The following is a 24,496-nucleotide window of genomic DNA, read 5'->3' on the forward strand; positions in this document are numbered from 1 at the left end:
CTTATCACTTGCTCGCTGTGTTGTCTCATTGTCCGAGTCGGCCTTACAGGCATGCCGAAGAGGCCCGCGAAAAGGACTTTCGCCGGCGGGAGAGAACACGGAGAGTGACGCCCGCTAAATGGAGCTCTCTTCCGGTTTATGCCGAATTACTTTGCCGCGCGGTCGATCGGGACGAGATCGGGCCAGGCCACTCGCCCCGCCACCTGGACCTTGCCGATCACTCTACGTGATCCGCAGTGCACCACGACCGGGTAGCTGCCGGGCGCCGCGTCGCGCCTCACGACGGTCGAGTGGTCCACAGCCCGCGCGGCGAACGCTTCGGAAGTGGCGGCCACCGTGCCCCTGCATCCCGGCACCGAAAGCCGGATCCGCTCACCGGGCCGCGCGGCGGGAGGCTCCACCGAGACGGGACCGTCCCCGCGCGCCGTCGCCTGCCCCCTCGCCGGAGCCAGCATGCCCGCCGCGACGAGCGCTGTTCCCAACACGGTGACGCTGAGCAGACGCAACGACGACTCCCTCGCTCGGGGGTGTGACGTCCGGCACTTTAGCCCCTTGGCCCCGTTTCGGGCACCGCTTCCCTTCGTCCGGCGGCCAGCCCGTCCCACGTGAGCGTCACCAGGCCGAGCCAGACCAGCAGGAACCCCGCCCACCGGCTCGGCGGCATCTCCTCGTGCTGCACGAAAAGGCCGATGGCGAACTGCAGCACCGGCGCCAGGTACTGCAGCATGCCGATGACGCTCAACGGCAGCCTCACGGCCGCCGCGTTGAAGAGCATCAGCGGCACGGCCGTCACGATCCCGGCCCCGGCCAGCAGCACCGCGTGCCCCGCCCCGTGATGTCCGAAGGTCGCCTCGCCCCTTCCCTCCAGCAGCAGCACGAACCCCAGCGCCGGCAGGAACGTCACCGCCGTCTCGACCGCCAGGCTCTCCGCCGAGGGCATGTCGGCGAACTTCTTCAGCAGCCCGTACACCGCGAACGCGGACGCCAGCACCAGCGCGATCCAGGGAGGCCGCCCGTAGCCGACGGTCAGCGCTACCACCGCGGCCAACCCCATCCCGACCGCCGCCCACTGCCACGGTCGCAGCCGCTCCCGGAAGATCACCACACCGAACAGCACGCTGATCAGCGGGTTGATGAAGTACCCGAGCGCGGACTCGATCGTGTGGCCGGTGTTGACGGCGTAGATGTACGTCCCCCAGTTGACGCTGATCACCAGAGCCGCCAGCGCCAGCAGCAGGCCCCGCCGCCATCCCAGCGTCCGCAGCCACCCCCGGCTCCGCCGCACGGCCAGCACCGCGACCACCGCGACCAGCGACCACATGATCCGGTGCGCGAGGATCTCGCCGGCCCCCGCCGGCTTCAGCAGCGGCCAGTAGAGCGGGAACAGCCCCCACAGCACGTACGCCGCGACCCCGCACACCACACCCCGCTTCACCAAGGCAACATATCAGCAGGTAATCAGCCAAAAGGGACACAGTCCTGACGAGGCGCAGCCCCCGTCGAGTAGCACTGGTCGCTCCAGCTCTCTGCAAAGCCCAGATTCGTCGCCCCCTCAGGCCATAGCATCGATGCTATGGCCTGAGGTGCTGTGGAGCTTGAGCCGGAGGTGCGGGAGTGGTTGGAACGTCTACCGACTGCGCAGTTCGCTACAGCGGCGTTCTACATCGACTTGCTCGCCGATGAGGGGGTGCTGCTCGGGGAGCCGTACACGCGGCAGCTCGATGGCAAGTTGAGGGAGTTGCGTTTTCACCTCGACGCACGGGCCGTACGTCTGACTTACTGGATCGCTTCTGGCAGACGAATCGTTCTGCTCACGGTCTTCCATAAAACACGCATGCGAGAAGATCGAGAGGTGGAACGCGCACGTAGGGCGCTGCGGCTGTGCGTAACCGAGGCGCACTCGGCGGACGCTGAGGAAGGTGAGGCCGATGGGTGATCGGGCAGACTGGAGTGAGCTGCGGGAGCGCCGCATGTCCGAACCGGGTGCTGCCGAGGCGTACGACGTGGCTCGCTTGGCCTATGAACTGGGGCGTAGTGTTCGGGCTCTCCGTGAGGAGCGCGGCTGGAGCCAGAGCGAACTGGCCAAGGGGGCGGGCATGACGCAGTCGGCCGTGGCCAGGTTCGAAGCCGGCGGCACCGTCCCGACACTGGCGGTCCTCGACCGCCTGGCCCGAGCTCTCGGTGTCGAACTCGTCGTGAAACTGCGGAGTCCTGCCGCGTAAGGCTGCGGCCATGCGCAGAGGCGGGTACCGCCAGCAGTACCTCCACAAGACCCGAACGGCTACTGCGGTACCGGCCTCTCCTGCCCCGCAGGCGCAGCCCCGCCGAGTAGCACCTGACCTGCACACACGCGCCTGGCTAGGGATTGCTCGCCGTCCTAGCCGAGGTGCGGTGTATCGCGAAGCTCGCGGTAGTGGCGCACCCTCATCTGCTGCGTGTGGTGCATGGGCAAGTCGTCCAGCTCGTCGGCCGGCACCCAGCGGACGTCTAGGGACTCGTCGCTGACGAGCAGCTCGCCGCCGAGTAGCCGGGCCTTGAAGCAGACGTTGAACTGTCGGCGTACCTCGCCGTCCGAGTACGCGATGATGTGCCGGGGATCGGTGTAAGTGCCGACCAAGCCCGTGATCTCGATGTCGTACCCGGTCTCTTCCTTGACTTCGCGGACCGCTGTGTCCGGGAGAGACTCGTCCAGATCCATCCCTCCGCCGGGCAGAGCCCAGAGCCCGGAGTCGGCTCGTCGCTGCATGAGTACTTCGCCGTGCTCATTGGTGACGACTGCGGAGGCAGCGACGACCATGGAGTTCGGGGATGGTGCGGAGGGATCGTCGTAGTACTCGGTACGCGCCACTGTTCGCTCCTTGATGGCCTGGTGGGAAAGCACCCACACCACCCTCCGACTCCCGGCGCAGATGCCAGACCGGCGCGGCGTAGGCGTAGGCGTAGGCGTAGGCGTTAAGCCTGCAACGCGGCGACGACTCTCGATGCCGTGCCTGTACTTCTCCTCGCCGCCGCGCTCGCTGACCGCTGGTGCGTCGGCGTCGCCTTCTCACGTAGGAGGTTGTTGAAGTCGGGTCACTGCTCGTGACCGAAGAAACTCGCGTTAACAAGGATCTCGATCCGTTTGCGGGCGTTGGTGAAAAGAGTCCGCCAGGCGATTAATTCGGGGTGGAGTCCCCGCCTGTGGCGGCCCTGTTCCAGGGATGGCCACAAACAGGCCATGTCCTCGCAAAGAGTGCGCGCGGCCTCGTAGGCGCTGACGGGGCTGGGGCCGGTCGATGGCACAAGCCCACCCGGAGGGCGACCGGAGGGAGTCGGCCGGCGTCGTGCGGTGGACGGGCCCAACCTCGCCGCCAGGCCACGCGAGGGGTCCCGCGACGGCTGCCCTGAACGCGCGGGCCGCGCTCGTATGTCGTTGACAAGGTGCCTATGCGCAGAGGCGGAACCGGACGGGACAGGCCGCATGCCCGAACGCAGGGGCGGACGGCCGTCGGCGGCGCGAAGCGGCGCCTTTGACCCTCCTCGACGCCGGGTGGTCCTGACTGGCTTGCCTTCCGTTCCTTGGCACGCTCGGTGAGCTCGCCTGCTGTGCCCAGAAGTGCTTCCGTGCATGAGACGCTCCGCCCCCTAACCTGCGCAACTGGCGCGGGCTGCGGGCTGGCGCGGTTGGAGGAGTGCGCGGTCAAGGAGGTGGCCTGGATCGGTCATATGAACGGGCGTGTCTGTTTGTCCTGAGTGATCTTGGGATAGGGAGGTCTCAGTAGCTTGCCAGCAAATGGCGGCGAGATCTCAGGGGTCTGCCGCCAGACCGCCCCCCGGGAGTATTCATGGCTGGACGTCGAGTTCTTCGCGTCACCACTTGGACCGCTGCCTTCTCCGGCCTGTTGCTCATGCCCGCCGCCGCCACCGCGGCAGCCCCGGAATGGGAAAAAGTGCCCACCCCGCCTCTCGACGGTCTCGGGGTGGTGACCGAGATAGCGGCGGCCGGGCCGCGGGCCGCGTGGGCGGCCGGGATCGAGGACGCGACGTCGAGTGGAAAACCCGTCATGCTGGCCTGGAACGGTCGGCAGTGGCGGCGCCAGGAGCTTCCGCCGGGCACGGGCCAGGTCGTCGACCTCGCCGCCGCCGGGCCGCGGAACGCCTGGGGCATCTACCTGAACGAGAACGGCTCGCCGGCACTGCATTGGAATGGCAGTGCTTGGCGCAGGGTCGGCTACCCGGCCGGGGTTCAGCCCACCATGCCGTCTCCGCTGCCCACGTACCTGCAGATCGTCTCGGCGGCGCCTAAGGGGCCGGCCTGGTCAATCGGGTACGACTCACAAGCGAAGAAGGCCGTCGCCCTGCGCTTCCAGAACGGACGATGGGTGCGCAAGAAGACTCCGGTGCCGATGGTCAGTGCCTCCACCGTCGCCGTCCGGTCAGCGAAGGACATCTGGATCGCTTGTACCTGCGACATCCCGGGGGCCGGTCCCACCGAGGCCATGCTGCATTGGAACGGCACCAAGTGGAGCACGATTCGGTACCCGTCCAAAGAGCAGACCTACATCGCGAAGATCGCGCCCGTCTCGTCCACGAGCGTCTGGGCCTACCGCGCCAGCACCAGCTACGCGACTCCCGAGCTCATGCACTGGGACGGGACGAGCTGGACGTCGACGACGATCCCCGCGACCCCGTACGCCTATCACTTCCCCACGCTCGCCGATGACGGCGACCAAGGCGCCTGGGTCACGGTGAGCACGGTCGACGACGACAAGAGCTACCTGCACTACAGCGGCGGCAGCTGGACCGCCGAGAGCGGCGAGGGCCGCCCCGGCACCGCCGTCTGGATCCGTGACCTCGCCCGTGTACCGGGAACGCGCTCGATCTGGTCGACCGGCCTGCCCAGCTCCCTCGCCGGCGCCCCCTTCATAGAGCGCCGGCACTGACCGTGCGGCCTCCATCCGGGGCATGGATCTCCGGCGATCGCTCCGGCAGAGTAGAATCCGCTTCGGTCGTTTAGATCTGAACCAGTTCATTGGCGATGGGCTGGCGCCTCTTCTCGCCTGTGACTCCAGCCCGCTGAGCAGCGGAGTGGGGCCACACTGCGTGCGACCAACCGCCGCGCGCGGGGGCGTCTAGCCCGCCCATGGATGGTGCCCCGAGCGTCGAGTGGCGTGTCGGCTTCGGTCCGTTGGGTGCGCGTTCAGGCAGTGAGAGCCATCTTTTCGCAGCAACGTGTGGGTTTCCTAGCCGTTCTGCTGGACTTTGTGTCGAAAATCCATCGAAACGGTTGCCCTGGCGACTAGGGCGCGGACGGTCATCTCCGGCAGTCGGCATGTACGGCTGCCCGTTCCGAGAACACGAAGAGAGAGGTGGCCGGTTGAAGATCGGCAAGGCATCGAGGCGGATCCTGTCGGCGGCGGTCGCGGGCGCGGCGATCGTTTGCGGGACGCTACTCACCACGGCGCCTGAGGCATCGGCCGTCACGTGGAAGTACACGATGCACACCGACGACGGCGACCCCGGCGCGGTCATCAAGTTCCAGCCGTCCGGCGACTACGTCCAGGTGTGCGACATCGAGGCCGACGGCAAGGGCGCCTTCGGGGTGGTCTACCTCAACGGTGACCCGTACTACAACCTCATTGCCGGCGGCAAGGGTAACTGCGCCACCACTAACGCCAACTACCACAATCTCCCGGAATACAAGACCATTGCCTTCAAGATCTGCCTGAGCGGTTACTCGACCACGAGCGGTCTCAAGTACTGCGACTCGGCTGCCTGGTACAACGGATGATTTCGCTTACTTGAAATCCGTCTGATCGAGGCCGCGCCCTCCCGGACCCTGGGGCCCCCGCCCCCTGTACCAAAGTCGCGGGGGCCCCAGTTCTCTAAGCCCCAGGGAGCGCCTCCAGGCCGAGCTTGTGCCCTGGGGCTACGGGCCCGCGCACGTGTCGGGTGTCCTTCCGGTCGTGAACTGCGTGATCAGCGGCTGGGAGGACTGCCGGTTGCGGTTGGGGTGAGGCCGGGTGCCATGCTCGTCACTGGCGGCAGAGAACGTGCGTAGGGAGGGCAGGACGATGCCACGCTCGGTCACTTCTACCGGATGCTCCTTTCCAGGGGCTGGAACGAGGCGCGCGTCGCGTCAGTCGTCCTTGCACAAGGTCCCGGCCTGGGCCGTCACATGAGTTCGGGGAAGGTGCTCTACGCGATCGTGTGCGGGGCTGGTGCGGCGTCCGATCTGGAGGCTTTCGTGCGGCTGGCCCAGGGCGCGGGCTGGCATGTCCGGGTGATCGCGACCCCCATGGGAGCCAAATTCCTCGACATGGAGCGGCTCGCGGCCCTGACCGGCGGCCCGGTGCGGACCGACTTCCGGGAGCCGCACGAGACGTCGAACGGCCTGCCGCCGGCCGACGCCGTGGTGGTGGCTCCGGCCACGTTCAACACGATCAACAAATGGGCTCTGGGCATCACGGACACCGTCGCCGTCGGCATGCTCTGCGAACACCTCGGCATGGGCGTGCCGACGCTGGCGGTGCCGCAGGTCAATGCGGAGCTGGCCGCCCATGTGGCGTTCGCCCGGAACCTGGACGCCCTCCGCTCGATGGGCGCCCATGTCCTGTTCGACCCCGCCGCCCCTCCGGACGCGCGCATGCCAAGCTGGCAGGACATCCTCACCGAGTTGGGCAGCATGCTGGAGGGCTGACGTCCCGACCCATGGAGGTGCAGTGACGGACGGCTCGGTCGTCTGGGCGAGGCTTTCCGACTCGGAGCATTTCCGGGTCTGGGACGATTTCGTGGCGTTGGCTTCCTTCCGCATCGTCCATCCCGACGGGTGGCCGGGCATTCTGGAGCCCTCTCCGTCGGTGACCTGGGACCTCGCTCGGGAGCGCCCCGCTCCTACGGACATGAGCTGGCACTGCGCCGTAGAGCCTGACGACCTCAACGTGCTGTTCCACGATGCGTTCAAGGCCTGCGTCGATCGGGACGAGTGGCTCTATGTCCTGGACTGGCGGCATCCCGGCTACCGGTTCTGGCCGCATCGCCTGACCGAGCCGGAGAACGAGGCGTCCTGGGTCGTCCCCGTCTTTCCCGACGGGGACTACTACATCTTCCTGTCGCAGGATCTCTCGTTCTGGACGTTCGGGCACCCGTGGGAAGCCAGCCTCTGCGTTCACGGCGACCGGCTCTTGGAGGCTGTCGAAACGCGGAACAGCGGCACGCTGAGCCGAGTTCTCCGCCGAAACGGCCGTGAGCCCCGGGAAGCATGAGGCGCAGCCGGGGGACGGAGCGTCCTGACCATGGGTGCGCGTGCCTCGGCTCGGCGAGGTCGGTCAGCGCAGTTGCTTGAAGAGGGCTGCGCCTTTGCCCCAGAGGGTGAGGTCGCTCAGAGGGCATTCCGGGAGATCGCCTCGAAGATGCGGGTGAGGAACTCGGCCATCCCGCAGGTGTAGCGGGCGTAGCGGATCTCGCCGCGGTTGAACGCCAGGGTCGGCCATTCGGCGGGGTCCTCCGCGGCGGCGTCCCAGCAGATGATGTCGGCGTTGGAGGTCGCGGCCCAGGCGATCAGGCGGGAGGAGGCCGCCTGGTCTGTGGCTTGACCGAACAGCGAGGCTCTCAGCGGCCGGCGGGGCCTGGCCAGTGGCTGCTTCGGCCAGCCGGGCGCCTGGACGGGCAGGATGGGCGCATGGAGTTGACGCCGGGGTTGCGGGCCGAGGTCGAGATCGTTGTCGCGGAGGCGGACACGGCCGTCCAGGTGGGGAGCGGGGACGTGCCCGTGCTGGCGACGCCGAGGCTGCTCGCGCTCGCCGAGGCCGCCACGGTGAAGGCGGTCGGGTCTCGCCTCGGGGACGGCGAGACCTCGGTCGGGACGCGGGTCGAGGTGCGTCATCGCGTCGCCACGCCCGCCGGTGGACGGGTGACCGTCACGGCGGAGTTGCGAGAAGTGGACGGGAGGCGCCTGGCCTTCGACTTCGAGGCCGTCGACGATCAGGGCGCGGTCGTCGGCGACGGCCGCGTCGAGCGGGCCGTCGTCGCGAGGGAGAGCTTCCTTTCGCGGCTCTCCCGGTGAGGTCAGTACGGCAGGAGGCGGCCCGAAGGGGTCCGCAGGTCGGTCGGGCTCGGTTGACGTGGGGGCCTGGGGCGCTTGACGAGCTGCTGCCGTGCCATGGTGATCATCTCCCCCCGCCGGGCTGCCTTTAAAACCCGGGGATCGGGCCGTTGCCTCGTATGACGCGGCCGGGCCGGTCGAGGTTCGCCGAGCTTATGCCACCTGAACTGCAGGTTCGACCGGTTTTTGGGGCGTTGTGATCGACGGTTCGCGTCCGGAGGAACGCGGAGCGTGGGCGGAATCAGGAGACGATGTCGCGTGTCCGGAAGCGGCGGAAGGCCAGCGCGAACAGGACGGCGGCGTAGGAGAGGGAGAGGGCGGCGCCCTTGGCCATGCCCGCCCACTGGATCTCGGGCTGCAGCGCGTCCATCCAGGAGTACATCCAGTGCGTCGGGAGGAAGTCGCGCCAGGAGCCGAGCGCGGTGACGGCGTCCAGGATGTTGCTGACGATGACGAGCCCGACCGCGCCGCCGACCGCGCCGAGAGGGGAGTCGGTCGTCACGGAGAGCAGGAACGCCAGGGCGGCGACGACGAGCTGCGCCACGAGGGAGTAGCCGATGATGATCGCCATGCGGCCGAGCGCGGTGCTCACCGGGACGGTGCCGCCGGTCGGGAGTTCGACGTCGCCCCAGCCGAATCCGGCCGTCCCCGCGACCAGCGACATCAGCGGCAGGCTGACGACCGCGACGACCGCGTAGGAGAGGGCGACGATCAGTTTCTGGCGCAGCAGCCGGGCGCGGGGCACGGGCGCGGCGAGCAGGTAGCGCAGGGACGACCAGCCCGCCTCGCTCGCCACCGTGTCGCCGCAGAACAGGGCGACCGCGACCACCAGCAGGAAACCGGTGGAGACGAACAGGGCGAAGAGGGCGAAGTTCAGCGCGGACGACGTGGCGACGTCGACCAGGCTGGGGACGCCGTCCGGCCCCGGATCCCCGCCGATCTTGAACGCGGCGACCAGCACCCACGGCAGCACGAGCAGGAACGCGAAGGCGACCAGCGTGCGGCGGCGCCGGAACTGGCGGACGGCCTCGACCCGCAGCGGAAGGGTGCGCCGGACGTGGTAGGCGGTCATGAACCCTCCCCGATGATCTCCAGGAACGCGTCCTCCAGGCGGCGGCCGGATCCGGTGATCTCGGCGACCGGGCCGGCGGCGACGCGGCGGCCGCCCGCCATGACGACGGCGTGCGTGCAGGTCTGCTCGACCTCGGCGAGCAGGTGGCTGGAGACGATGACCGTCCGCCCGGCCGCCGCGTACCGGACGAGCACCTCCCGCATCTCGCGGATCTGGGGCGGGTCGAGGCCGTTGGTGGGCTCGTCCAGGACGAGGAGGTCCGGCAGGCCGAGCATGGCCTGCGCTATGGCGAGACGCTGCCGCATCCCCTGCGAGTACGTGCGGACGGCCCGGTCGAGCGCCGAACCCAGGTTGGCTATCTGCAACGCCTCGTCCAGGTGGGCTTCGTCCAAGGGACGCCCGGTGGCGCGCCAGTAGAGGTCCAGGTTGTCGCGACCGGAGAGGTGGGGCAGGAACCCAGGCCCCTCCACGAAGGAACCGAGGCGGGACAGCACAGGGGCGCCCGGGTACACGCGGTGCCCGAAGATGCGGATCGAGCCCGAGTCCGGGTGGATGAGCCCCATCAGCATGCGCAGTGTCGTCGTCTTTCCTGCGCCGTTCGGCCCCAGGAGTCCGAGCACCTGACCCTTCTCCACCCGGAACGACAGGTCGGAGACGGCGAGGTGCCCGTTCTTGTACGCCTTCGTTAGCCCCGTTATCTCCAGGGGCACGTCGCTGTCCGTTTCGGCGTCGCGCCTACGGCGTCCTGGGAGAAGTATGGCGAGCGCCAGAGCGACGGCGGCGACAGGCAGAGCCCACACCCAGACGGGCAGAGGCGCCGGCGCGGCCTTCAACGACGGGACGGACGGGACGGTCAGTGGCGACACCACCTGCACCTTGTACGACGACGGCTTCGCGGGCGTCGCGAACCCCATGTCGGTGGTGGCGACGACCAGGCGGAGCCGGTGCCCGCGGTCGAAGCGGTAGTCCATCGCCGGGAGCGTCACCGTGACCTCGCCGCCGGACACCCGGAACGGCGCCGCCAGCCGCCGCGCCGGAGCGGCCGCACCGCCCGGCGAGACGTCGTAGAGCTTCGCGAACAGCGGGCCGTCCCCGGTGACCTTCAGGCGTACGGTCGCGGCACCCGTCAGCCACAGCGGGCGGTCCAGCGGGCGCGTCTCGAAGGTGGCGGTCTGTCCGGGCATGTCCGAAGGCAGTTGCCCGCCCAGCGAGCCTCCCAGCGACCCGCCCAGGGATCCGAGCGCTCCCAGCCCCGGCACGGCGGAGATCGACGCGGGCGACCCGCCCGCCGGATTGAAGATCGTCTGCTCGGCCCCGGCCAGCGGCAGGCGCGACGCGTCACCCGAAAGCCCCGGATACCGCCGCGTCGACGCCTCGTCGACGACGACCGCCTGGGTGGAGGAGTCGAGCCCCCCTGCCCGCGTCACCGTGAAACCGTCCGGGGAGGGCGCGGACGACCGCATGAGCCGGGCGTCGAAGAAGTCGCGCACGAGCCCCTCGACCCGCGCGGTCTCCGGGTCGCCGCCGTCGTGCCCGCCCTGGAACCACACCACCGACACCGGCGCGCCGTTCCGCGCGATCGCCTGCGCGTTGGCGTCGGCCTGGTCGAGCGGGAACAGCGAGTCGGACTGCCCCTGGACGAGCAGCGTCGGCACCCGGATCCGGTCGGCGACGGATGCGGGGCTCGACCGGTGCAGCATCGCGATCGCCGACTCGGTGGGGCGGCCCTTCTCCGCCACCTCCTGGTACATGTCGCACACGGACGGCAGGAAACGCCCGCACGCCGTCCGGTCCGCGCTGCCCGTGAAGAACAGCCCCGCCCACAGCTTCTTGAAGACGCCGTCCGTCGGCCCGGCGCCAGAGGCGGCGTCGGGGAAGAGCGCGCCGGGGAGGCTGTTCCAGGTGATCTGCGGTGCGATGGCGTCCACCCGCCGGTCGTACGCGGCGGTCATCAGCGCGATCGCGCCGCCGTAGGACTGGCCCGCCATCCCGACGCGCGGGTCGCCGGGGCCGTCGAGCCGGACCTCCGGCCGCCGGGCCAGCCAGTCGATCAGCTGCCGGGCGTCCTTCACCTCGTAGTCGGGCGAGTTGAGGGCGATCTCGCCGGTCGAGCGCCCGAACCCGCGCGCCGACCAGGCCAGCACCGCGTACCCGGCGCGGGCGAGTTCGCGCGCCTCGCCCGCGACGTCCCGCTTGCTGCCGCCGAAGCCGTGGCCCAGCAGGACCGCCGGGCCCTTGGCCCGTCCGACCGGCTTGTAGAACGTCGTGTCGAGGGTGACGCGCTGGTCGTCCTTCGGCCCGTCGACGACGGTGACGCGCTGCTCGGACGTCCGGACGCGGGCCTCGCCGCCGGCCGCCGCGCCCCAGGCCGCGGCCCCGCCGGCGAGCGCCACGGCGACCGCCGCCGACGCCCAGCGCGCGGACCGTCCCGTCCTGTCCCACCGCGCCCTGAAAGCGCCCGCCCGCCCCATGAGCAGAACCCTATGCGCGCCTCGCGCCCGCCCGCTCCGCCCTGAAGCCGATCCCGCCTGCTCCCGCCGGGGTACGCGGCCCCGGGGCGCTACGTCTCGCGATGGACGGACGGGGCGAGGGCCGCGGTGAACATGGCGGTGAGGCGGTCGGTGAGGTCGGCGGGGTCGGCGGCGCGCAGGTCGCCGAGGCCGACCATGCGCCGCACCGGCCCGCCGCCCATGATGATCGTGGACGCGAGCAGCGCCCGGGCCCGCGCGTCGGGCCCCTGGAGCTGCGCCACCATCGGCTCGACGATCACGTCCTCCAGGTAGCGGAGCAGGATCTCCTTGACCTCGGGGTGGCCCGCCGACCGGTCCAGCATCCGGGACATGGCGGTGACCGAGCGCTGGTCGACCTGCCGGACGAAGTGCTCGGCGAGCCGGCGCGGCAGCCCCCCGGGGTCGCCCGCGATGACGCCGCGGATCATCGACTCCCCGGCCAGCACCTCGCCGAACAGCGCCGCCTTGGAGCCGAAGTACCGGTGGACCAGCGCCGTGTTCGCCTCGGCGCGCCCGGCGATCATGCGGACGGTGACGCCGTCGTAGCCGTGCTCGCCGAACAGGTCGCGGGCGGCGTCCAGGATGCGGCGCCGGGTGGCCTCCCGGTCGCGCTTGCGCCGCCGCGCCGCCGCGCCCCCGGGCTGTCCCCCGACCTGTTCCCCGACCTGCATTCCGCCAGCCCCCGCTCGCCGTTACAGTCGGTGTCCATTATGGACTGAGTTGCAAGTAAACGTGCGTCTACATAAGATACATGCAAAACACAGGTAATTCATCTGAGTTGTGGGGGCAATGTGGCTCAGGCGAGCGTGGCGTCGCACGGCCCGGCGGCGCCAGAGCAAGCGAGACCGCACTACACGCACCGACAGATCCTGGAGATCCTCGCCGGTCTGATGATGGCGATGCTGACGTCGATGATCTCGACGTCGGTGGTCGCCACGGCGCTGCCGACGATCGTCGGCGACCTCGGCGGCCAGGACAAGCTGTCCTGGGTCGCGAGCGCGTCGCTGCTGACCATGACCGCGTCCACGCCCCTGTGGGGCAAGCTGTCGGACATCGCCGGCCGCAAGCTCATGTTCCAGACCGCTCTGATCATCTTCGTGGCCGCCTCGGTGGGCGCGGGGCTGTCGCAGAACATCGGCCAGCTCATCGCCGCCCGCGCGTTCCAGGGCCTCGGCGTCGGCGGCCTGTCGGCGCTGGCCCAGGTCATCCTCGGGGACGTCGTCGAGCCCCGGCAGCGCGGCCGCTACGCCGGGTTCATGGGGGCGGTGTTCGGCGTCTCGACCGTCGCGGGGCCGCTGCTCGGCGGGTTCATCGTCGACGCCGACAGCCTCGGCTGGCGCTGGTGCTTCTACGTGTGCGTGCCGCTCGCCATCGTCGCGTTCCTCGTCATCCAGAAGGTGCTCAAGCTGCCGAAGGTGCGGCGCGACACCCGCATCGACGTGTTCGGGGCGTTCACCATCACCGGCAGCGCCGCCGTGCTGATGCTGGTGCTGTCCATGGGCGGGATCGAGTTCGAGTGGAACTCCCAGTGGACCTACGCCCTGCTCGGCGTCGCCGCCCTGCTGCTCGTCCTGGCGGTCGTCGCCGAGCGCGTCGCGCGCGACCCGATCCTGCCGCCCCGGCTGTTCCGCAACCCCACCTTCCTGCTGACCTCGTTCGTCTCCGTCTGCGTCGGCATGGCGATGTTCGGCGTGATGATCTACATGCCGCAGTACCTGCAGATCGTCAAGGGGATGAGCCCCACGACGTCCGGCCTGATGACGCTGCCGCTGGTCGTCGGGATGCTGATCACCTCCACCGGCTCCGGCCAGGTCGTCACCCGGACGGGCCGCTACAAGATCTTCCCGGTGGTCGGGCTGCTGTGCGTCGCCGGCGGGCTGTACCTGCTGTCGCTGCTGCACACCGACTCGCCCAAGGTCATCGTCGGCGCCGACCTCGCCGTCCTCGGCGTCGGAATGGGCCTCAGCCTGCAGATCCTCATCCTGGCCGCGCAGAACGCCGCCGCGCCCGCCGACCTCGCCTCGACGACGTCCGGCGTCTCGTTCTTCCGCAACCTCGGCGGCGCGATGGGCGTGGCCGCGTTCGGCGCGATCCTCACCAACCGGGTCGCGGAAGAGATCACCAGCGGCTTCCGCGCGGCGGGCATCCCCGTGCCGGCCGGCGGCGGCGCGACCGACCTCGGCTCCCCGGAGGAGATCAGCAAGCTTGATCCGCAGATCAGGGGCATCATCCAGGACGCCTTCACCGACTCGCTGCAGAGCGTCTTCCTCGTCGGCATCCCCATCGCCCTGGTGGGGTTCCTCGCGATGCTCGCGCTGAAGGAGCTCCCGCTGCGCGGCTCGGCGCACCGCGGCAAGGACGCGCCGCCCGAGGGGCCCGCGACCGACGCGCCCGCGACCGGCGTCCCCGCGGAGAGCGGCGTCGTGCGCCCGCCGTCCGCGGCGGTGCGGACGGGGGCGGTCGGCGCGGTCGGTGCCGGCAGGCACGCACGCGACGACGGCTACCCGGACGACGGCCGCTTCGCCACCGTCGCCGCGCCGCCGGCCCCGCCGGAGGCGCCCGCCCGCGCGGCGGAGACTCCGGCCGCCGCTGAGCTGGCGGCCCAGGCGAAGCTCCTCGCCCAGCAGATCGAGCAGGACGCCAACGGCGGCGGCGTCCCCGTGCGCGGCGTGGTGCGGACCCGCGACGGGGAGCCCGTCCCGTCCGCCGCCCTCACCCTCATCGGAGTCGACGGCCACCAGCTCGCCCGCGCGATCACGCGGGAGGATGGGCGGTACGCGCTGCCGACGCCGGGCCCCGGCAGCTACGTGCTGATCGCCGCCACCGGCGGGCACGAGCCGCAGGCCGCGACCCTCGTCGTCGGCGACCGGCCGGTCGAGTTCGACCTGCTGCTGGCAGGCAGCGGCGGCCTCGCCGGAACGGTCCGCAGCGCCGACGGCACCCCCATCGTGAACGCGATGGTCGTCGTCACCGACGTGCGCGGCGACGTCGTCGGCACCGGCCGCACCGACGCCGACGGCCGCTACACGTTCAAGGACCTCGTGGCCGGCGCCTACACGCTCGCCGTCAGCGCCGCCGCGCATCGCCCGGTCGCGATGCCGGTGGAGGTGACCGGCAACGGCCAGACGCGGCTGGACGTGGAGATGCCGCCCGGCGCCCGCATCCGCGGAACGGTCCGCAACGAGACGGGCGAGCCGGTCGGCGAGGCACGGGTCACGCTCGTCGACGCCGCCGGCAACGTCATCGCGATGGTCATCACCGGACCGGACGGCGAGTACGCCTTCACCGACCTCACGGGTGGCCAGTACACGGTGATCGCGTCCGGATATCCTCCGGTCGCGACCGGCCTGTCGCTTTCCGGCAGCGGGCTGGACGACCACGACCTCAAGCTCGGCTACCCCGACGAGTGACCGACACGAGCGAGCCGGGCCGCCCGCAGGCGGCGGCCACGAGACACGGAACCTGGAGTGCGGGTCGTTGATGGACGCTAACCGAGGTCTGCGCGGAACGGTGCGGACGAAGGACGGCTGGGCGGTGCGGCACGCCATCGTCACCGTCATGAACCTGGCGGGCGACCAGGTCGCGCGCGAGCAGACCGGGGAGGACGGCGTGCTCGCCGCCGGCCCGCTGCCCGCCGGCACCTACACGGTGATCGTGACGGCCATGGGCTTCCATCCGGCCGCCGCCACGATGATCGTGTCCAGCGCGGGCACCGCCGACATCGGGAGGGTCGTGCTCGGCCGGGCGGGCGGCGCCGAGCTCCCGCCGCCCGGCGTCTGGACGATCGACCCGGCGCACTCCAACATCGGCGCCGTCGCGCAGCACATCGGCCTGTCCAGCGTCCGCGGCCGGTTCGCCGCCTTCGAGGGGCGCGTCGAGATCACCGAGCCGGTGGAGAACTCCCGCGTGACCGCGCGCATCGAGGCGGCGTCCATCGAGACCGGCAACAAGATGCGCGACGACCACCTGCGCTCGGCCGACTTCCTGAACGCCGACGTCCACCCCGCCCTCACCTACGAGGGCCACGGCCTGACCAGCGTCGGACCCGACCGCTGGACGGTGCACGGCCACCTCACCCTGAACGGCATCACCCAGCCCGTCGACCTCGACATGACGTACCTCGGCACCGGCCCCGACCCGTGGGGCGGCACCCGGGCCGCCTTCCGCGCCACCGCCGAACTGCCCCGCCAGGACTTCGGCATCCGCTTCAACCAGATCGTGGAAGCGGGCATCTCCCTGGTAGGCGAGAGCCTGAAGGTCGAACTGGAGATCCAAGCCGTCCAGGGAGAAGAACTGCCGACGTAAAGAACGAGCTGCGCAACTACCTCAGCCATCGCCGCAACCCCGCGACAACCTCAATGGTTGCGATCGCGTCCGAAGGCAGATTCGAGCGAAGCGAGAATCTGATCGCGCAGCGAGCCGCAAGGCGAGTCGGAGCGATGCCAGCGATCGCCCGCTTTTTCGACGATGGAGGGCCGCAGGCCCGAAGGAGGAGAAAAAGCAATCAAGAACGCAGCTGGCGGACCAGGGCGTTGGCCGAGGGGCGGTCGGGGGAGCCGGTGACGACGACCTTTCCGTCGGTGATGGCCATGTCGACGCGCGGCAGCGTGACGAGGCGGTCGCGGACGACGAAGGCCAGGTCGCGGCCGACCGTCGCTCGGGTCAGCTCGGCGAACGCGCGGCGGTCGCCGGGGCGCAGCGTCACCGCCACGTCGTACCCGCCGGGCTTCACCCGCGACTTCTGCACGCGCAGGTCGGCGACCTTGTGGATCGCGATCCCCTGGGTGAGCCGGTAGCAGGTCACCCCGGTGGCGGCCTGCCCGGTGATGCCCTGCGTCCCGGCGGGGCACGGCCCCGGCAGTACCTGCGCGACGGGGTAGATGTGCAGCGGGGCGGCCAGCGTCACCGGGCGCGTCCGCATCGAGGACGCGATCATCCCGCCGGTCACCGCGACGGCCGCGATCAGCAGTCCCAGCGTGAGCACCATGACCAGCATCGCCGACCGGTGCTGGTCGGCGGCCCCCGCGGGCGTGGCCTCCCGGTACGGGCGGCCCTGCCGCCGCGCCGCCCGGCTCCGCTTCATCTCGGCGGCCTCCCGCTGCCGCTGCGCGGCCCGCGCCCGCCGCCTCTCGGCCTCCGTGCCCAGGGGGTGCGTGGCCGCGGGCAGAACGGCCGTCGTGGCCTGGGAGCGCCGGCCCTCGTCCCGGAGGCTCTCCTGCCCCAGCGCCTCAGCGGGGTCGCGGCCCGGCTCGAACCCGGTCTTCATGGGACGGGTGTCCGCGGTGGGCGAGGTCTCCTCGGGCGGGACGGGGGCGGGGGATTGTGGCGGCGTCGCCGGTTGGGGCTGCGTCGTCGGTTGAGGCTGTGTCGTCTCGGCGGCGTCTTCGGGGAGGATCGGTGCGGGCGGGGGCGGCCACTTCAGGCTCGGGTCCGGAGCCGCCGGTTCGGGGGACGGAGCGGGGGGCGCCGGTTCGGGGGACGGGGCGGGAGGCGCCGGGACGGGCGCGGGCTCCTCGTCCCGCTGACGACCCTTGTTCAGGCGCGGTATGACCCGCATCGTCACCTCCCGGTTCATGATCTCCTCAGTCTGTCAGGCGAGGACGCCGCCGCGCACGGCGTCCCGCCCGGAAGACCGCCGCGGATCGCCGGCCGACCGGCACGTGGGAGACCGTGCCCCGTTCGCGGGGTTTCAAAGCGCGAAAAGGCCCGGCCCCGGTGAAGCGGGGCCGGGCCTGCGGAGACGCCGTCTAGTCGATGCGCCAGGTGTCGCCGCTGCCGAGCAGGGCCGCGAGGTCGCCCTCGCCCTGCGCCTGGACGGCCTCGTCGAGCTGGGCCCGCATCAGCTCGTCGTAGGACGGGCGGTCGACGTCACGGAAGATGCCGATCGGGGTGTGCTCGAACGCCGGCTGGTCCAGCCGCGACAGCGCGAACGCCTGCGACGGGTCCGGGTTGTGGGCGTCGTGCACGGCGATCTCGGACGGGTCCACGTCCGCGACCTTCACGACCTCGAACGACCCGGACGGGGTGCGGCGCAGCGCCTTGGAGCGGTCCGCCCCGAACACGATGGGCTCGCCGTGCTCCAGCCGGACGGTGACGTCGTCGCGCACGTCCGCGTCCTTCAGCGGGTCGAACGCGCCGTCGTTGAAGATGTTGCAGTTCTGGTAGATCTCGACGAGCGCGGTGCCGCGGTGCTGCGCGGCGGCCCGCAGGACCGACTGCAGGTGCTTGCGGTCGGAGTCGATGGTGCGGGCGACGAACGTGCCCTCCGCGCCGATCGCGAGCGACAGCGGGTTGAAGGGGGCGTCGAGCGAGCCCATCGGCGTCGACTTGGTGATCTTGCCGATCTCCGAGGTCGGCGAGTACTGGCCCTTCGTCAGCCCGTAGATCCGGTTGTTGAACAGCAGGATCTTGAGGTTGACGTTGCGGCGCAGCGCGTGGATCAGGTGGTTGCCGCCGATGGACAGGGAGTCGCCGTCCCCGGTCACCACCCACACCGACAGGTCGGGACGGGACGTGGCGAGGCCCGTCGCGATCGCGGGCGCGCGGCCGTGGATCGAGTGGAACCCGTAGGTGTTCATGTAGTACGGGAACCGCGACGAGCAGCCGATGCCGGAGATGAACGTGATGTTCTCGCGGCGCAGCCCGAGCTCGGGAAGGAACGACTGGACGGCCGCGAGGATCGCGTAGTCACCGCACCCGGGGCACCAGCGCACCTCCTGGTCGGTCTTGAAGTCCTTCATCGTCTGCTTCCCGTCCGCCTTCGGGACGAGGGAGAGCAGGCCGCGGCCGTTCGCCGGTCCGTTGCCGTTGCCGTTGGCGGAACCGTTGCCGTTGGCGGGGGCGGTGCCGTGGGCTCCGTTGTCACTCACTGTCGATCACATCCTGGATGACGCCCTGGAGCTCCTCGGCCTTGAAGGGCAGGCCGCGGACCTGGTTGTAGCCGATCACGTCGATGAGCAGCCGGCCGCGCAGCAGCAGCCCGAGCTGGCCGAGGTTGATCTCAGGCACGATCACCTTGTCGTAGGAGCGCAGCACCTCGGGCAGGTTCGCGGGGAACGGGTTGAGGTGGCGCAGGTGGGCCTGCGCGATGGTGCGCCCGGACGCCCGCACGCGCCGCACGGCGGCGGAGATGGCCCCGTACGTCCCGCCCCAGCCCATCACCAGGACGCGGGCCGCGCCGGACGGGTCGTCCACGGCGAGCGGCTCGATGTCCCCGGCGATCCCGTCGATCTTGGCCTGGCGGAGCCGGACCATGCGGTCGTGGTTGGCCGGGTCGTAGGAGATGTTGCCGGTGACGTCGGCCTTCTCCAGGCCGCCGATCCGGTGCTCCAGCCCGGCCGTGCCCGGGACCGCCCACGGGCGGGCGAGGGTGTCCGGGTCGCGCTCGAACGGCTGGAACCCCTCCTGCGACGGCTCGGCGAAGTTCGGCTCGATCTTCGGCAGCGTCGCCACGTCCGGCAGCCGCCACGGCTCGGAGCCGTTGGCGAGGTAGCCGTCCGACAGCAGGATCACCGGCGTGCGGTACTTCACCGCGATCCGCGCCGCCTCGATGGTCGCGTCGAAGCAGTCCGACGGGGACTGCGGCGCGATCACCGGGACGGGCGCCTCGCCGTTGCGGCCGTACATGGCCTGCAGCAGGTCGGCCTGCTCGGTCTTGGTCGGCAGCCCGGTGGACGGGCCGGCCCGCTGCACGTCGATGACCAGCAGCGGGAGCTCGGTCGCGACGCCGAGGCCGATCGTCTCGCTTTTGAGCGCGATGCCGGGCCCCGAGGTGGTGGTGACGCCGAGCGACCCGCCGAACGAGGCGCCGAGCGCCGCGCCGACCGCGGCGATCTCGTCCTCGGCCTGGAAGGTGCGGACGCCGAACCGCTTGTGCTTGGAGATCTCGTGCAGGATGTCGGACGCCGGCGTGATCGGGTAGGAGCCGAGGAAGATCGGCAGCCCGCTCTGCACGCCCGCCGCGATCAGCCCGTACGCCAGCGCGAGGTTCCCGGTGATGTTGCGGTAGAGCCCCGGCTCGTGCTCGGCCGGCTTGATCTCGTACTGCACCGAGAACGCCTCGGTCGTCTCGCCGTAGGACCAGCCCGCCTGGAAGGCCGCGATGTTGGCCTTCATGATCTCGGGCTTGCTGGCGAACTTGCGCTCCAGGAAGGCCAGCGTCCCCTCGGTGGGACGGTGGTACAGCCACGACAGGAGGCCGAGCGCGAACATGTTCTTCGCGCGCTCGGCGTCCTTCTTGGAGATGTCGAAGTCTTCGAGCGCCTTCACGGTCATCGAGGTCAGCGGCAGCGCGTGGACCCGGTACTCCGACAGCGAGCCGTCCTCGACGGGGCTGGCCGCGTAACCGACCTTGGCGAGGTTGCGCTTGCTGAACTCGTCGGTGTTGACGATGAGGTCGGCGCCGTGCGGAAGATCCCCGACGTTCGCCTTGAGGGCGGCGGGGTTCATCGCGACCAGGACGTTGGGCGCGTCGCCCGGGGTCAGGATGTCGTGGTCGGCGAAGTGCAACTGGAAACTGGACACGCCGGGGAGGGTCCCGGCGGGGGCGCGGATTTCGGCCGGGAAGTTCGGCAACGTGGAAAGGTCGTTGCCGAACGCCGCGGTCTCCTGGGTGAAGCGGTCGCCGGTCAGCTGCATGCCGTCGCCGGAGTCTCCGGCGAAGCGAATGATGACGCGGTCGAGCTGCTGGACCTGTTTGGTCACAGAGGAAGACCTCCTCGACGCGCAGCATCCGTCCTGGGGGAGGCACCCAGGATCGTGATGCTACTAAGGCTTACCTTCATGGTATGTCCGGGACGGGATGGGTTGGCGGGGACGGGCCGCACACTGGGATGACCGCCCGGGGAAGGCGCGCGTTCCTCGTCCGGTGCCGGTGGCCGCGCGTCATGGAGGCGAGCGACGGGCGGCGAACGCTCCGCAGGTCCTATCGGGCGATACGACCTGGACGGGTCCCCGGGTTCATCCCGAACACAGGCAGCTGCGCTGGCGGCACAGGTCGACGTGCAGACGCCGGACCAGCAGCCGCGCGGGACTCGTCGAGGAGCGTCCGCTCCCCAGAGGCGTGGAGTTCACGACCCGAAGTGTAGACATCCGGAATCCCGTTCGACCGCACCGCCCCTGGACGTGGGGCTCATGGTGTCCCTGGTGTCTGAGATGTGGCGATTTCCGGTCGCTCCGAGCGCTTGACCGACGGTTCGGCCGACACCGTCGGGCCCGGCGTGCCCGCGGCCGCCTTCACCACCGCCTTGCGCTCGCGGTCGACGCGTGCGAGGAGTTTCGGCACGTCGGCGACGTCGACGGCCTCGCCGACGACGCGCGCCTTCGCCTCGTAGGGGTAGGAGCCGGGGTTGTCGAGGGCGGCGCGCATCCAGTGCCGCCACAGTTTGCTTGTCACGGTGCAACGCAGGACGAGCGACCGGTTGGCCGGGACCGGTCCCGACCCCGAGCACGTCCCGAGCGGCTCGCCCTTGGAAGAGAGCGCCGCACGCAGCACCGCGCGCGCGCCGTCCGGCACCGTCGCGGGCTCGGTGAGCGTGGCGGGCATGCTCACCGTGCAGCCGCTGGTGTTCTGGTCGCAGTTCCTGAACGCCAGCGTCCCCGGCGTGAAGCGCAGGCCGGGATCGAACGCGCCCCCGAGCCGGGCCACCCGCGGACGCAGTTCGGCGAACAGCGTCTCCGGGGCCGCCACGGGCGCGACGGTGAAGCGCTGCGCCACCTGCCCGGCCGGGCGCACCGCCAGCAGCCGGTACGGGGCCTGCGCCGTGAGCACGTACTCCGCGCCGGACGCCTTGACCTTGAAGGCGCGGACGCCGTCCACGTTCTCCGTGGGCGGTTTCGCCGGGGCCTTCACCAGCGACCTGGCGATCGCCTTGGGCCCGAGAACGTCCGGGACGTCGAACCCCGGCACCGACGCGGGCGCCTTGGACCAGCGTCCCGCGTAGTACTCCGGGTGCGCGACGCCGCTCGCGTACGTCTGCCAGAACGCCGTCCCGGCCCTGAGGTAGGTGTCGCCGCCGATCGCGACGACCTCCGCCGTCAGCACGCCCGCGGTGAGCGTGCCGCTCGCCGCCCCCGCCGGTGTCACGCGCAGCCGCGCCTGGACGGGTCGGCCGTTGATCGTCAGGGTGCCGTCGTAGCGCAGGCCCGTCCCGGAGGTGAGGGCCTGGCCCGCCGCGACCGTCCACGCCGGAGGAGGAGCCGGCGCGGTCGCCTTCGGCTTCTTCTTCGGGGCCTCCTCGCCCCCGGTGAGCGCGACGGCCGCCACCGCTCCGGCCACCACGACGGCGGCCGCGGCCCCGGCGACGACCACCGCGCGCCGCCCCCGAGGCTTGCGCTGCCGCCCCGGCGGGACGGGACCGCTCTGCGAGAAGGCCGCGCCCGGCTCGCCCGGGAAGCCCGCGTCAGGCGGGAGGCCGGCGCCGGGCGGAGCGGCGGAGGGCGGGCCCGGGGGGACGAAGGAGGGCGTGCCGCGCGGATCGGTGGGGGTGGCGCCCGGATCCGAACCGGGGGAGCCCGCGTGAGCCGCGTCCGGACCGGGGGGAGTGGCCGCGCCGGGTGGGGCCTGGCCGCCGGCGACGCGGACGTCCCCGGGGTGGGGGCCCTCCTGGACGGGGGCGCCCTGGTGCGGGCCGCCGTCCGGGCGGGAGACGTCGCCGGACTCGTCCGGGGACGGGGGTCGGGAAGAGGCCGTCGGCGACGGCTCGTCCTGTTCAGCGCTCACTCGGGGCTCACTCTGCTCACTTCCGGGGCCAGGTACCGGCCCGACCGTCAGACACAAAGCAAGGGATCTGGAGGCGTCCCCCGGTGGGCGCCGACGGGCTCCGAAACGTTCCGGGGGGAAGGGCGGCCGCCGGGCCCTGGAGGGGCCGTCCACAAAGAGCATAAGGGTGCCCGGCGGCGCGTCCTCCCGGAACGGGAGGAGCGCCGCCGGGCACCCTTGCCGGCGCGGATCAGCGCGCGAGGCGCCTCACCTGCGGCGTCATTCGCTGTCGAGGCCGTTCTGCAGAGCGGACACCTCGGCGGAGGTGGCGCCGATCACCTTGTACTCGGCGTGCTTGTAGAAGGTGCCGCCGGTCGCCTTCGCCCAGCTCGTCCACGAGCTGCTCACGACCCGGCAGCTCGCCCACTGGGCCAGGGAGCTGGAGATCGTGATGCGGGCGGTGCAGTTGCCGAGGTCGCGGCCGGTCAGCGTGCCGGCGGTGAGCCGGAACCGGACGTCGATCGTGACGGGCTTCTCCACGTCGTACGGCGGCCGGATCTTGGCCTCGACCGTGCAGCCGGAGTTGCCGTTGCAGCCGCCCTTCTTCCACTCGTCGACCGTCGGCTTCGACGAGGCGTTGAAGGCGTCCTTCAGCTCGCCCATGCTGGTGCGCATGTCCGAGATGAGGGACGAGGCGTCGCCGGAGTCCTTCGGGGTGACGTCCAGCGCGACCCGCGGCGTGGTCGCCTCGTAGCGGATCAGCTCGGCGTCGTCCTCGTCGGTGATGTAGAGCGTAGAGGAGAAGGTGCTGAACTTGAGCGCCTTCTTGCCCATCCACGTCGTCTCGATCGGCTTGACGCGCGACAGCCGGGCCGAGCGGATCTTGCTCGCCAGCGCCGTCGGCGACAGCTGCTCCTTGAAGTCGAGGTCGAGCTCGTCCGCGCTCAGCCGGCCCCACTGCTCACCCGAGGTGAGGTAGTAGGGGTCGTCGGTGGAGGAGATCTGCCGCGTCCAGTAGGACTTGTCGCCCTTCACGAACAGCTTGCCGTCGGCCGACAGCACGGTGACCTGGTCGCTGTTCCAGGTGACCGGGCCCATCGCGCGGCCGCCCTTGGTGACGTTCAGCTCGCCGCGCAGCGTCTCGCTGCCGCCGAACGTGCCCTTCAGCGAGACCGCGCGGGCGGCGTCCATGTTGGTCGCGGCCGCGGTCAGCTTCTCCTCGGGGGACTTGCCGCCGCCCTTGGCCACCACGAACACCACGACCGCGATGATCACAAGGAGCACGAGGCCGCCGCCGATGAGGCCGATCACCAGGCCGCCGCCACCGCCGCGCTTCGGCGGCGGCATCGGCGGGCCCATCGGGCCGCCGGGGGGCGGGGGGAAGAAGGGGGGCGGTGTTCCGGGGCCTCCGAAGCCGCCGGGCGGGGGAGGCCCGCCCGGGCCGCCGGGTCCGCCGGGACCGGGCCCGCCCGGGCCCGCTGGCGGCGGCGGAGGCGGCCAGGAGGCCCCACCCGGGGATTCCCAGCCCGGGGGAGGCGGGGGGTTGCTCATCCGGTCACGTCCTTCCAGGTCAAAACCGACCCATGCGAACCTAGTGTGCAGCAAGAGCATGACATTGTGATCCTCCCGGGTGGAGGTACCACGTCACACTCCTCGATGCTGCTTCGCGAGATACTGGATGTGACGCACGCGAGGAGGATCTGGTGCATAACTATTTCGACACATATGTCGTTCTGGTCGTCTTGCTCCTCGTGGGCGCCGGGATCGTCGGGGGATCTCTCGCGGCGAACCGGCTGCTGCGTCCCCATCGTCCCACGGTCGAGAAGCTGACGACGTACGAGTGCGGCGTCGACCCTGTCGGCGAGGGCTGGGCCCACTCCTACGTGCGCTATTACGTCTTCGCCTACCTCTACGTGGTGTTCGCGGTGGACGCGGTGTTCCTCTTCCCCTGGGCGACCGTCTTCTCGGCCCCCGGCTACGGCGCGACGACGCTCGCCGAGATGTTCGTCTTCCTGGCGTTCCTGGCCACGGGCCTCGCCTACGCGGGCAAGAAGGGCGTCCTGTCCTGGGTCTGACCCGTCCGGCGCTGTAACAATGGCGTTGTGGGCACCATCGATCTTCCCCCGCCGAGC

22 protein-coding genes are annotated in these 24,496 nt (G+C 70.8%); 10 read left to right on the plus strand and 12 right to left on the minus strand.

Annotated features, from left to right (window positions below):
- Positions 1 to 146: 146 nt before the first annotated feature.
- Positions 147 to 506: a hypothetical protein gene (locus AB0K37_RS12205; protein WP_363978803.1), complete on the minus strand. Its 360-nt coding sequence runs from the start codon at positions 504 to 506 to the stop codon at positions 147 to 149.
- 38 nt (positions 507 to 544) lie between these two features.
- Positions 545 to 1,435 (minus strand): EamA family transporter RarD, encoded by an 891-nt coding sequence (gene rarD, locus AB0K37_RS12210; protein ID WP_363978805.1) that lies wholly within the window; start codon positions 1,433 to 1,435, stop codon positions 545 to 547.
- A 153-nt stretch (positions 1,436 to 1,588) separates the two neighbouring features.
- On the opposite strand from rarD, the gene AB0K37_RS12215 reads away from it, so the two are divergent.
- Both AB0K37_RS12215 and AB0K37_RS12220 read left to right on the plus strand, forming a co-directional pair.
- Entirely contained in the window at positions 1,589 to 1,936 is a 348-nt protein-coding gene (locus AB0K37_RS12215) for a type II toxin-antitoxin system RelE/ParE family toxin (protein WP_363978808.1), read from the plus strand.
- A complete protein-coding gene (locus tag AB0K37_RS12220) occupies positions 1,929 to 2,222 on the plus strand; it encodes a helix-turn-helix transcriptional regulator (protein ID WP_363978811.1) in 294 nt (97 codons plus the stop codon). Before AB0K37_RS12215 ends, AB0K37_RS12220 begins: the two co-directional genes overlap by 8 nt.
- Before the next feature lie 155 nt (positions 2,223 to 2,377).
- Here AB0K37_RS12220 and AB0K37_RS12225 read toward each other — a convergent pair whose 3' ends face one another.
- Positions 2,378 to 2,848, minus strand: coding sequence for an NUDIX domain-containing protein (locus AB0K37_RS12225; RefSeq protein WP_363978814.1), 471 nt, complete (start codon positions 2,846 to 2,848; stop codon positions 2,378 to 2,380).
- A 1,081-nt stretch (positions 2,849 to 3,929) separates the two neighbouring features.
- On the opposite strand from AB0K37_RS12225, the gene AB0K37_RS12230 reads away from it, so the two are divergent.
- The 4 genes from AB0K37_RS12230 to AB0K37_RS12245 all read left to right on the plus strand — a co-directional run bounded on the left by AB0K37_RS12230 (position 3,930) and on the right by AB0K37_RS12245 (position 7,244).
- On the plus strand, positions 3,930 to 4,922 hold the full coding sequence (locus tag AB0K37_RS12230) for a hypothetical protein (protein ID WP_363978817.1): 993 nt from the start codon (positions 3,930 to 3,932) through the stop codon (positions 4,920 to 4,922).
- A 434-nt stretch (positions 4,923 to 5,356) separates the two neighbouring features.
- On the plus strand, positions 5,357 to 5,770 hold the full coding sequence (locus AB0K37_RS12235; RefSeq protein WP_363978820.1) for a hypothetical protein: 414 nt from the start codon (positions 5,357 to 5,359) through the stop codon (positions 5,768 to 5,770).
- 402 nt (positions 5,771 to 6,172) lie between these two features.
- Positions 6,173 to 6,679: a flavoprotein gene (locus AB0K37_RS12240; RefSeq protein WP_363978823.1), complete on the plus strand. Its 507-nt coding sequence runs from the start codon at positions 6,173 to 6,175 to the stop codon at positions 6,677 to 6,679.
- Positions 6,680 to 6,701: 22 nt separating this feature from the next.
- Positions 6,702 to 7,244, plus strand: a complete 543-nt coding sequence (locus tag AB0K37_RS12245; protein ID WP_363978826.1) for a DUF2716 domain-containing protein — start codon at positions 6,702 to 6,704, stop codon at positions 7,242 to 7,244.
- A gap of 116 nt (positions 7,245 to 7,360) precedes the next feature.
- Here AB0K37_RS12245 and AB0K37_RS12250 read toward each other — a convergent pair whose 3' ends face one another.
- Entirely contained in the window at positions 7,361 to 7,864 is a 504-nt protein-coding gene (locus AB0K37_RS12250; protein WP_363978828.1) for a hypothetical protein, read from the minus strand.
- Positions 7,865 to 7,891: 27 nt separating this feature from the next.
- Here AB0K37_RS12250 and AB0K37_RS12255 point away from each other — a divergent pair, with 27 nt between their 5' ends.
- A complete protein-coding gene (locus AB0K37_RS12255; RefSeq protein ID WP_363978831.1) occupies positions 7,892 to 8,044 on the plus strand; it encodes a hypothetical protein in 153 nt (50 codons plus the stop codon).
- Between the two features lie 280 nt (positions 8,045 to 8,324).
- Here AB0K37_RS12255 and AB0K37_RS12260 read toward each other — a convergent pair whose 3' ends face one another.
- From AB0K37_RS12260 to AB0K37_RS12270, 3 genes are all read right to left on the minus strand, one after another.
- Positions 8,325 to 9,155 (minus strand): ABC transporter permease subunit, encoded by an 831-nt coding sequence (locus AB0K37_RS12260; RefSeq protein ID WP_363978833.1) that lies wholly within the window; start codon positions 9,153 to 9,155, stop codon positions 8,325 to 8,327.
- Positions 9,152 to 11,626, minus strand: coding sequence for an alpha/beta fold hydrolase (locus AB0K37_RS12265; RefSeq protein ID WP_363978836.1), 2,475 nt, complete (start codon positions 11,624 to 11,626; stop codon positions 9,152 to 9,154). Before AB0K37_RS12265 ends, AB0K37_RS12260 begins: the two co-directional genes overlap by 4 nt.
- A gap of 89 nt (positions 11,627 to 11,715) precedes the next feature.
- A complete protein-coding gene (locus tag AB0K37_RS12270; RefSeq protein ID WP_363978839.1) occupies positions 11,716 to 12,336 on the minus strand; it encodes a TetR family transcriptional regulator in 621 nt (206 codons plus the stop codon).
- A gap of 120 nt (positions 12,337 to 12,456) precedes the next feature.
- On the opposite strand from AB0K37_RS12270, the gene AB0K37_RS12275 reads away from it, so the two are divergent.
- Complete coding sequence (locus AB0K37_RS12275) at positions 12,457 to 15,075, plus strand: MFS transporter (RefSeq protein ID WP_363978842.1); 2,619 nt, start codon at positions 12,457 to 12,459, stop codon at positions 15,073 to 15,075.
- A 70-nt stretch (positions 15,076 to 15,145) separates the two neighbouring features.
- Entirely contained in the window at positions 15,146 to 15,970 is an 825-nt protein-coding gene (locus tag AB0K37_RS12280; protein ID WP_363978845.1) for a YceI family protein, read from the plus strand.
- 199 nt (positions 15,971 to 16,169) lie between these two features.
- On the opposite strand, the gene AB0K37_RS12285 is transcribed toward AB0K37_RS12280, so the two are convergent.
- The 5 genes from AB0K37_RS12285 to AB0K37_RS12305 form a co-directional block, all read right to left on the minus strand.
- A complete protein-coding gene (locus AB0K37_RS12285; protein ID WP_363978848.1) occupies positions 16,170 to 17,240 on the minus strand; it encodes a hypothetical protein in 1,071 nt (356 codons plus the stop codon).
- A 172-nt stretch (positions 17,241 to 17,412) separates the two neighbouring features.
- Positions 17,413 to 18,444, minus strand: coding sequence for a 2-oxoacid:ferredoxin oxidoreductase subunit beta (locus AB0K37_RS12290; RefSeq protein WP_363978936.1), 1,032 nt, complete (start codon positions 18,442 to 18,444; stop codon positions 17,413 to 17,415).
- Between the two features lie 82 nt (positions 18,445 to 18,526).
- Positions 18,527 to 20,368 carry a 2-oxoacid:acceptor oxidoreductase subunit alpha gene (locus tag AB0K37_RS12295; protein WP_363978851.1) on the minus strand — a complete coding sequence of 614 codons (1,842 nt, stop codon included), beginning with the start codon at positions 20,366 to 20,368 and terminating at the stop codon, positions 18,527 to 18,529.
- A gap of 427 nt (positions 20,369 to 20,795) precedes the next feature.
- Complete coding sequence (locus AB0K37_RS12300; protein ID WP_363978853.1) at positions 20,796 to 22,385, minus strand: hypothetical protein; 1,590 nt, start codon at positions 22,383 to 22,385, stop codon at positions 20,796 to 20,798.
- Between the two features lie 258 nt (positions 22,386 to 22,643).
- Positions 22,644 to 23,723, minus strand: a complete 1,080-nt coding sequence (locus AB0K37_RS12305; RefSeq protein WP_363978856.1) for a hypothetical protein — start codon at positions 23,721 to 23,723, stop codon at positions 22,644 to 22,646.
- Between the two features lie 344 nt (positions 23,724 to 24,067).
- Between AB0K37_RS12305 and AB0K37_RS12310 the strand changes: the two genes are divergently transcribed.
- Positions 24,068 to 24,439, plus strand: coding sequence for an NADH-quinone oxidoreductase subunit A (locus AB0K37_RS12310; protein WP_363978858.1), 372 nt, complete (start codon positions 24,068 to 24,070; stop codon positions 24,437 to 24,439).
- The last annotated feature ends 57 nt before the right edge of the window (positions 24,440 to 24,496 follow it).

Source organism: Actinomadura sp. NPDC049753 (genome assembly GCF_040674655.1).
GTDB lineage: Bacteria > Actinomycetota > Actinomycetes > Streptosporangiales > Streptosporangiaceae > Spirillospora > Spirillospora verrucosospora.

Excerpts from the sequence above, each read along its gene's own strand:
- AB0K37_RS12220 (WP_363978811.1), top strand. The coding sequence starts at position 1,929 with ATGGGTGATCGGGCAGACTGGAGTGAGCTGCGGGAGCGCCGCATGTCC.
- AB0K37_RS12250 (WP_363978828.1), bottom strand. The coding sequence starts at position 7,864 with ATGACGCACCTCGACCCGCGTCCCGACCGAGGTCTCGCCGTCCCCGAG.
- AB0K37_RS12260 (WP_363978833.1), bottom strand. The coding sequence starts at position 9,155 with ATGACCGCCTACCACGTCCGGCGCACCCTTCCGCTGCGGGTCGAGGCC.
- AB0K37_RS12265 (WP_363978836.1), bottom strand. The coding sequence starts at position 11,626 with ATGGGGCGGGCGGGCGCTTTCAGGGCGCGGTGGGACAGGACGGGACGG.
- AB0K37_RS12270 (WP_363978839.1), bottom strand. The coding sequence starts at position 12,336 with ATGCAGGTCGGGGAACAGGTCGGGGGACAGCCCGGGGGCGCGGCGGCG.
- AB0K37_RS12280 (WP_363978845.1), top strand. The coding sequence starts at position 15,146 with ATGGACGCTAACCGAGGTCTGCGCGGAACGGTGCGGACGAAGGACGGC.
- AB0K37_RS12285 (WP_363978848.1), bottom strand. The coding sequence starts at position 17,240 with ATGAACCGGGAGGTGACGATGCGGGTCATACCGCGCCTGAACAAGGGT.
- AB0K37_RS12305 (WP_363978856.1), bottom strand. The coding sequence starts at position 23,723 with ATGGGCCCGCCGATGCCGCCGCCGAAGCGCGGCGGTGGCGGCGGCCTG.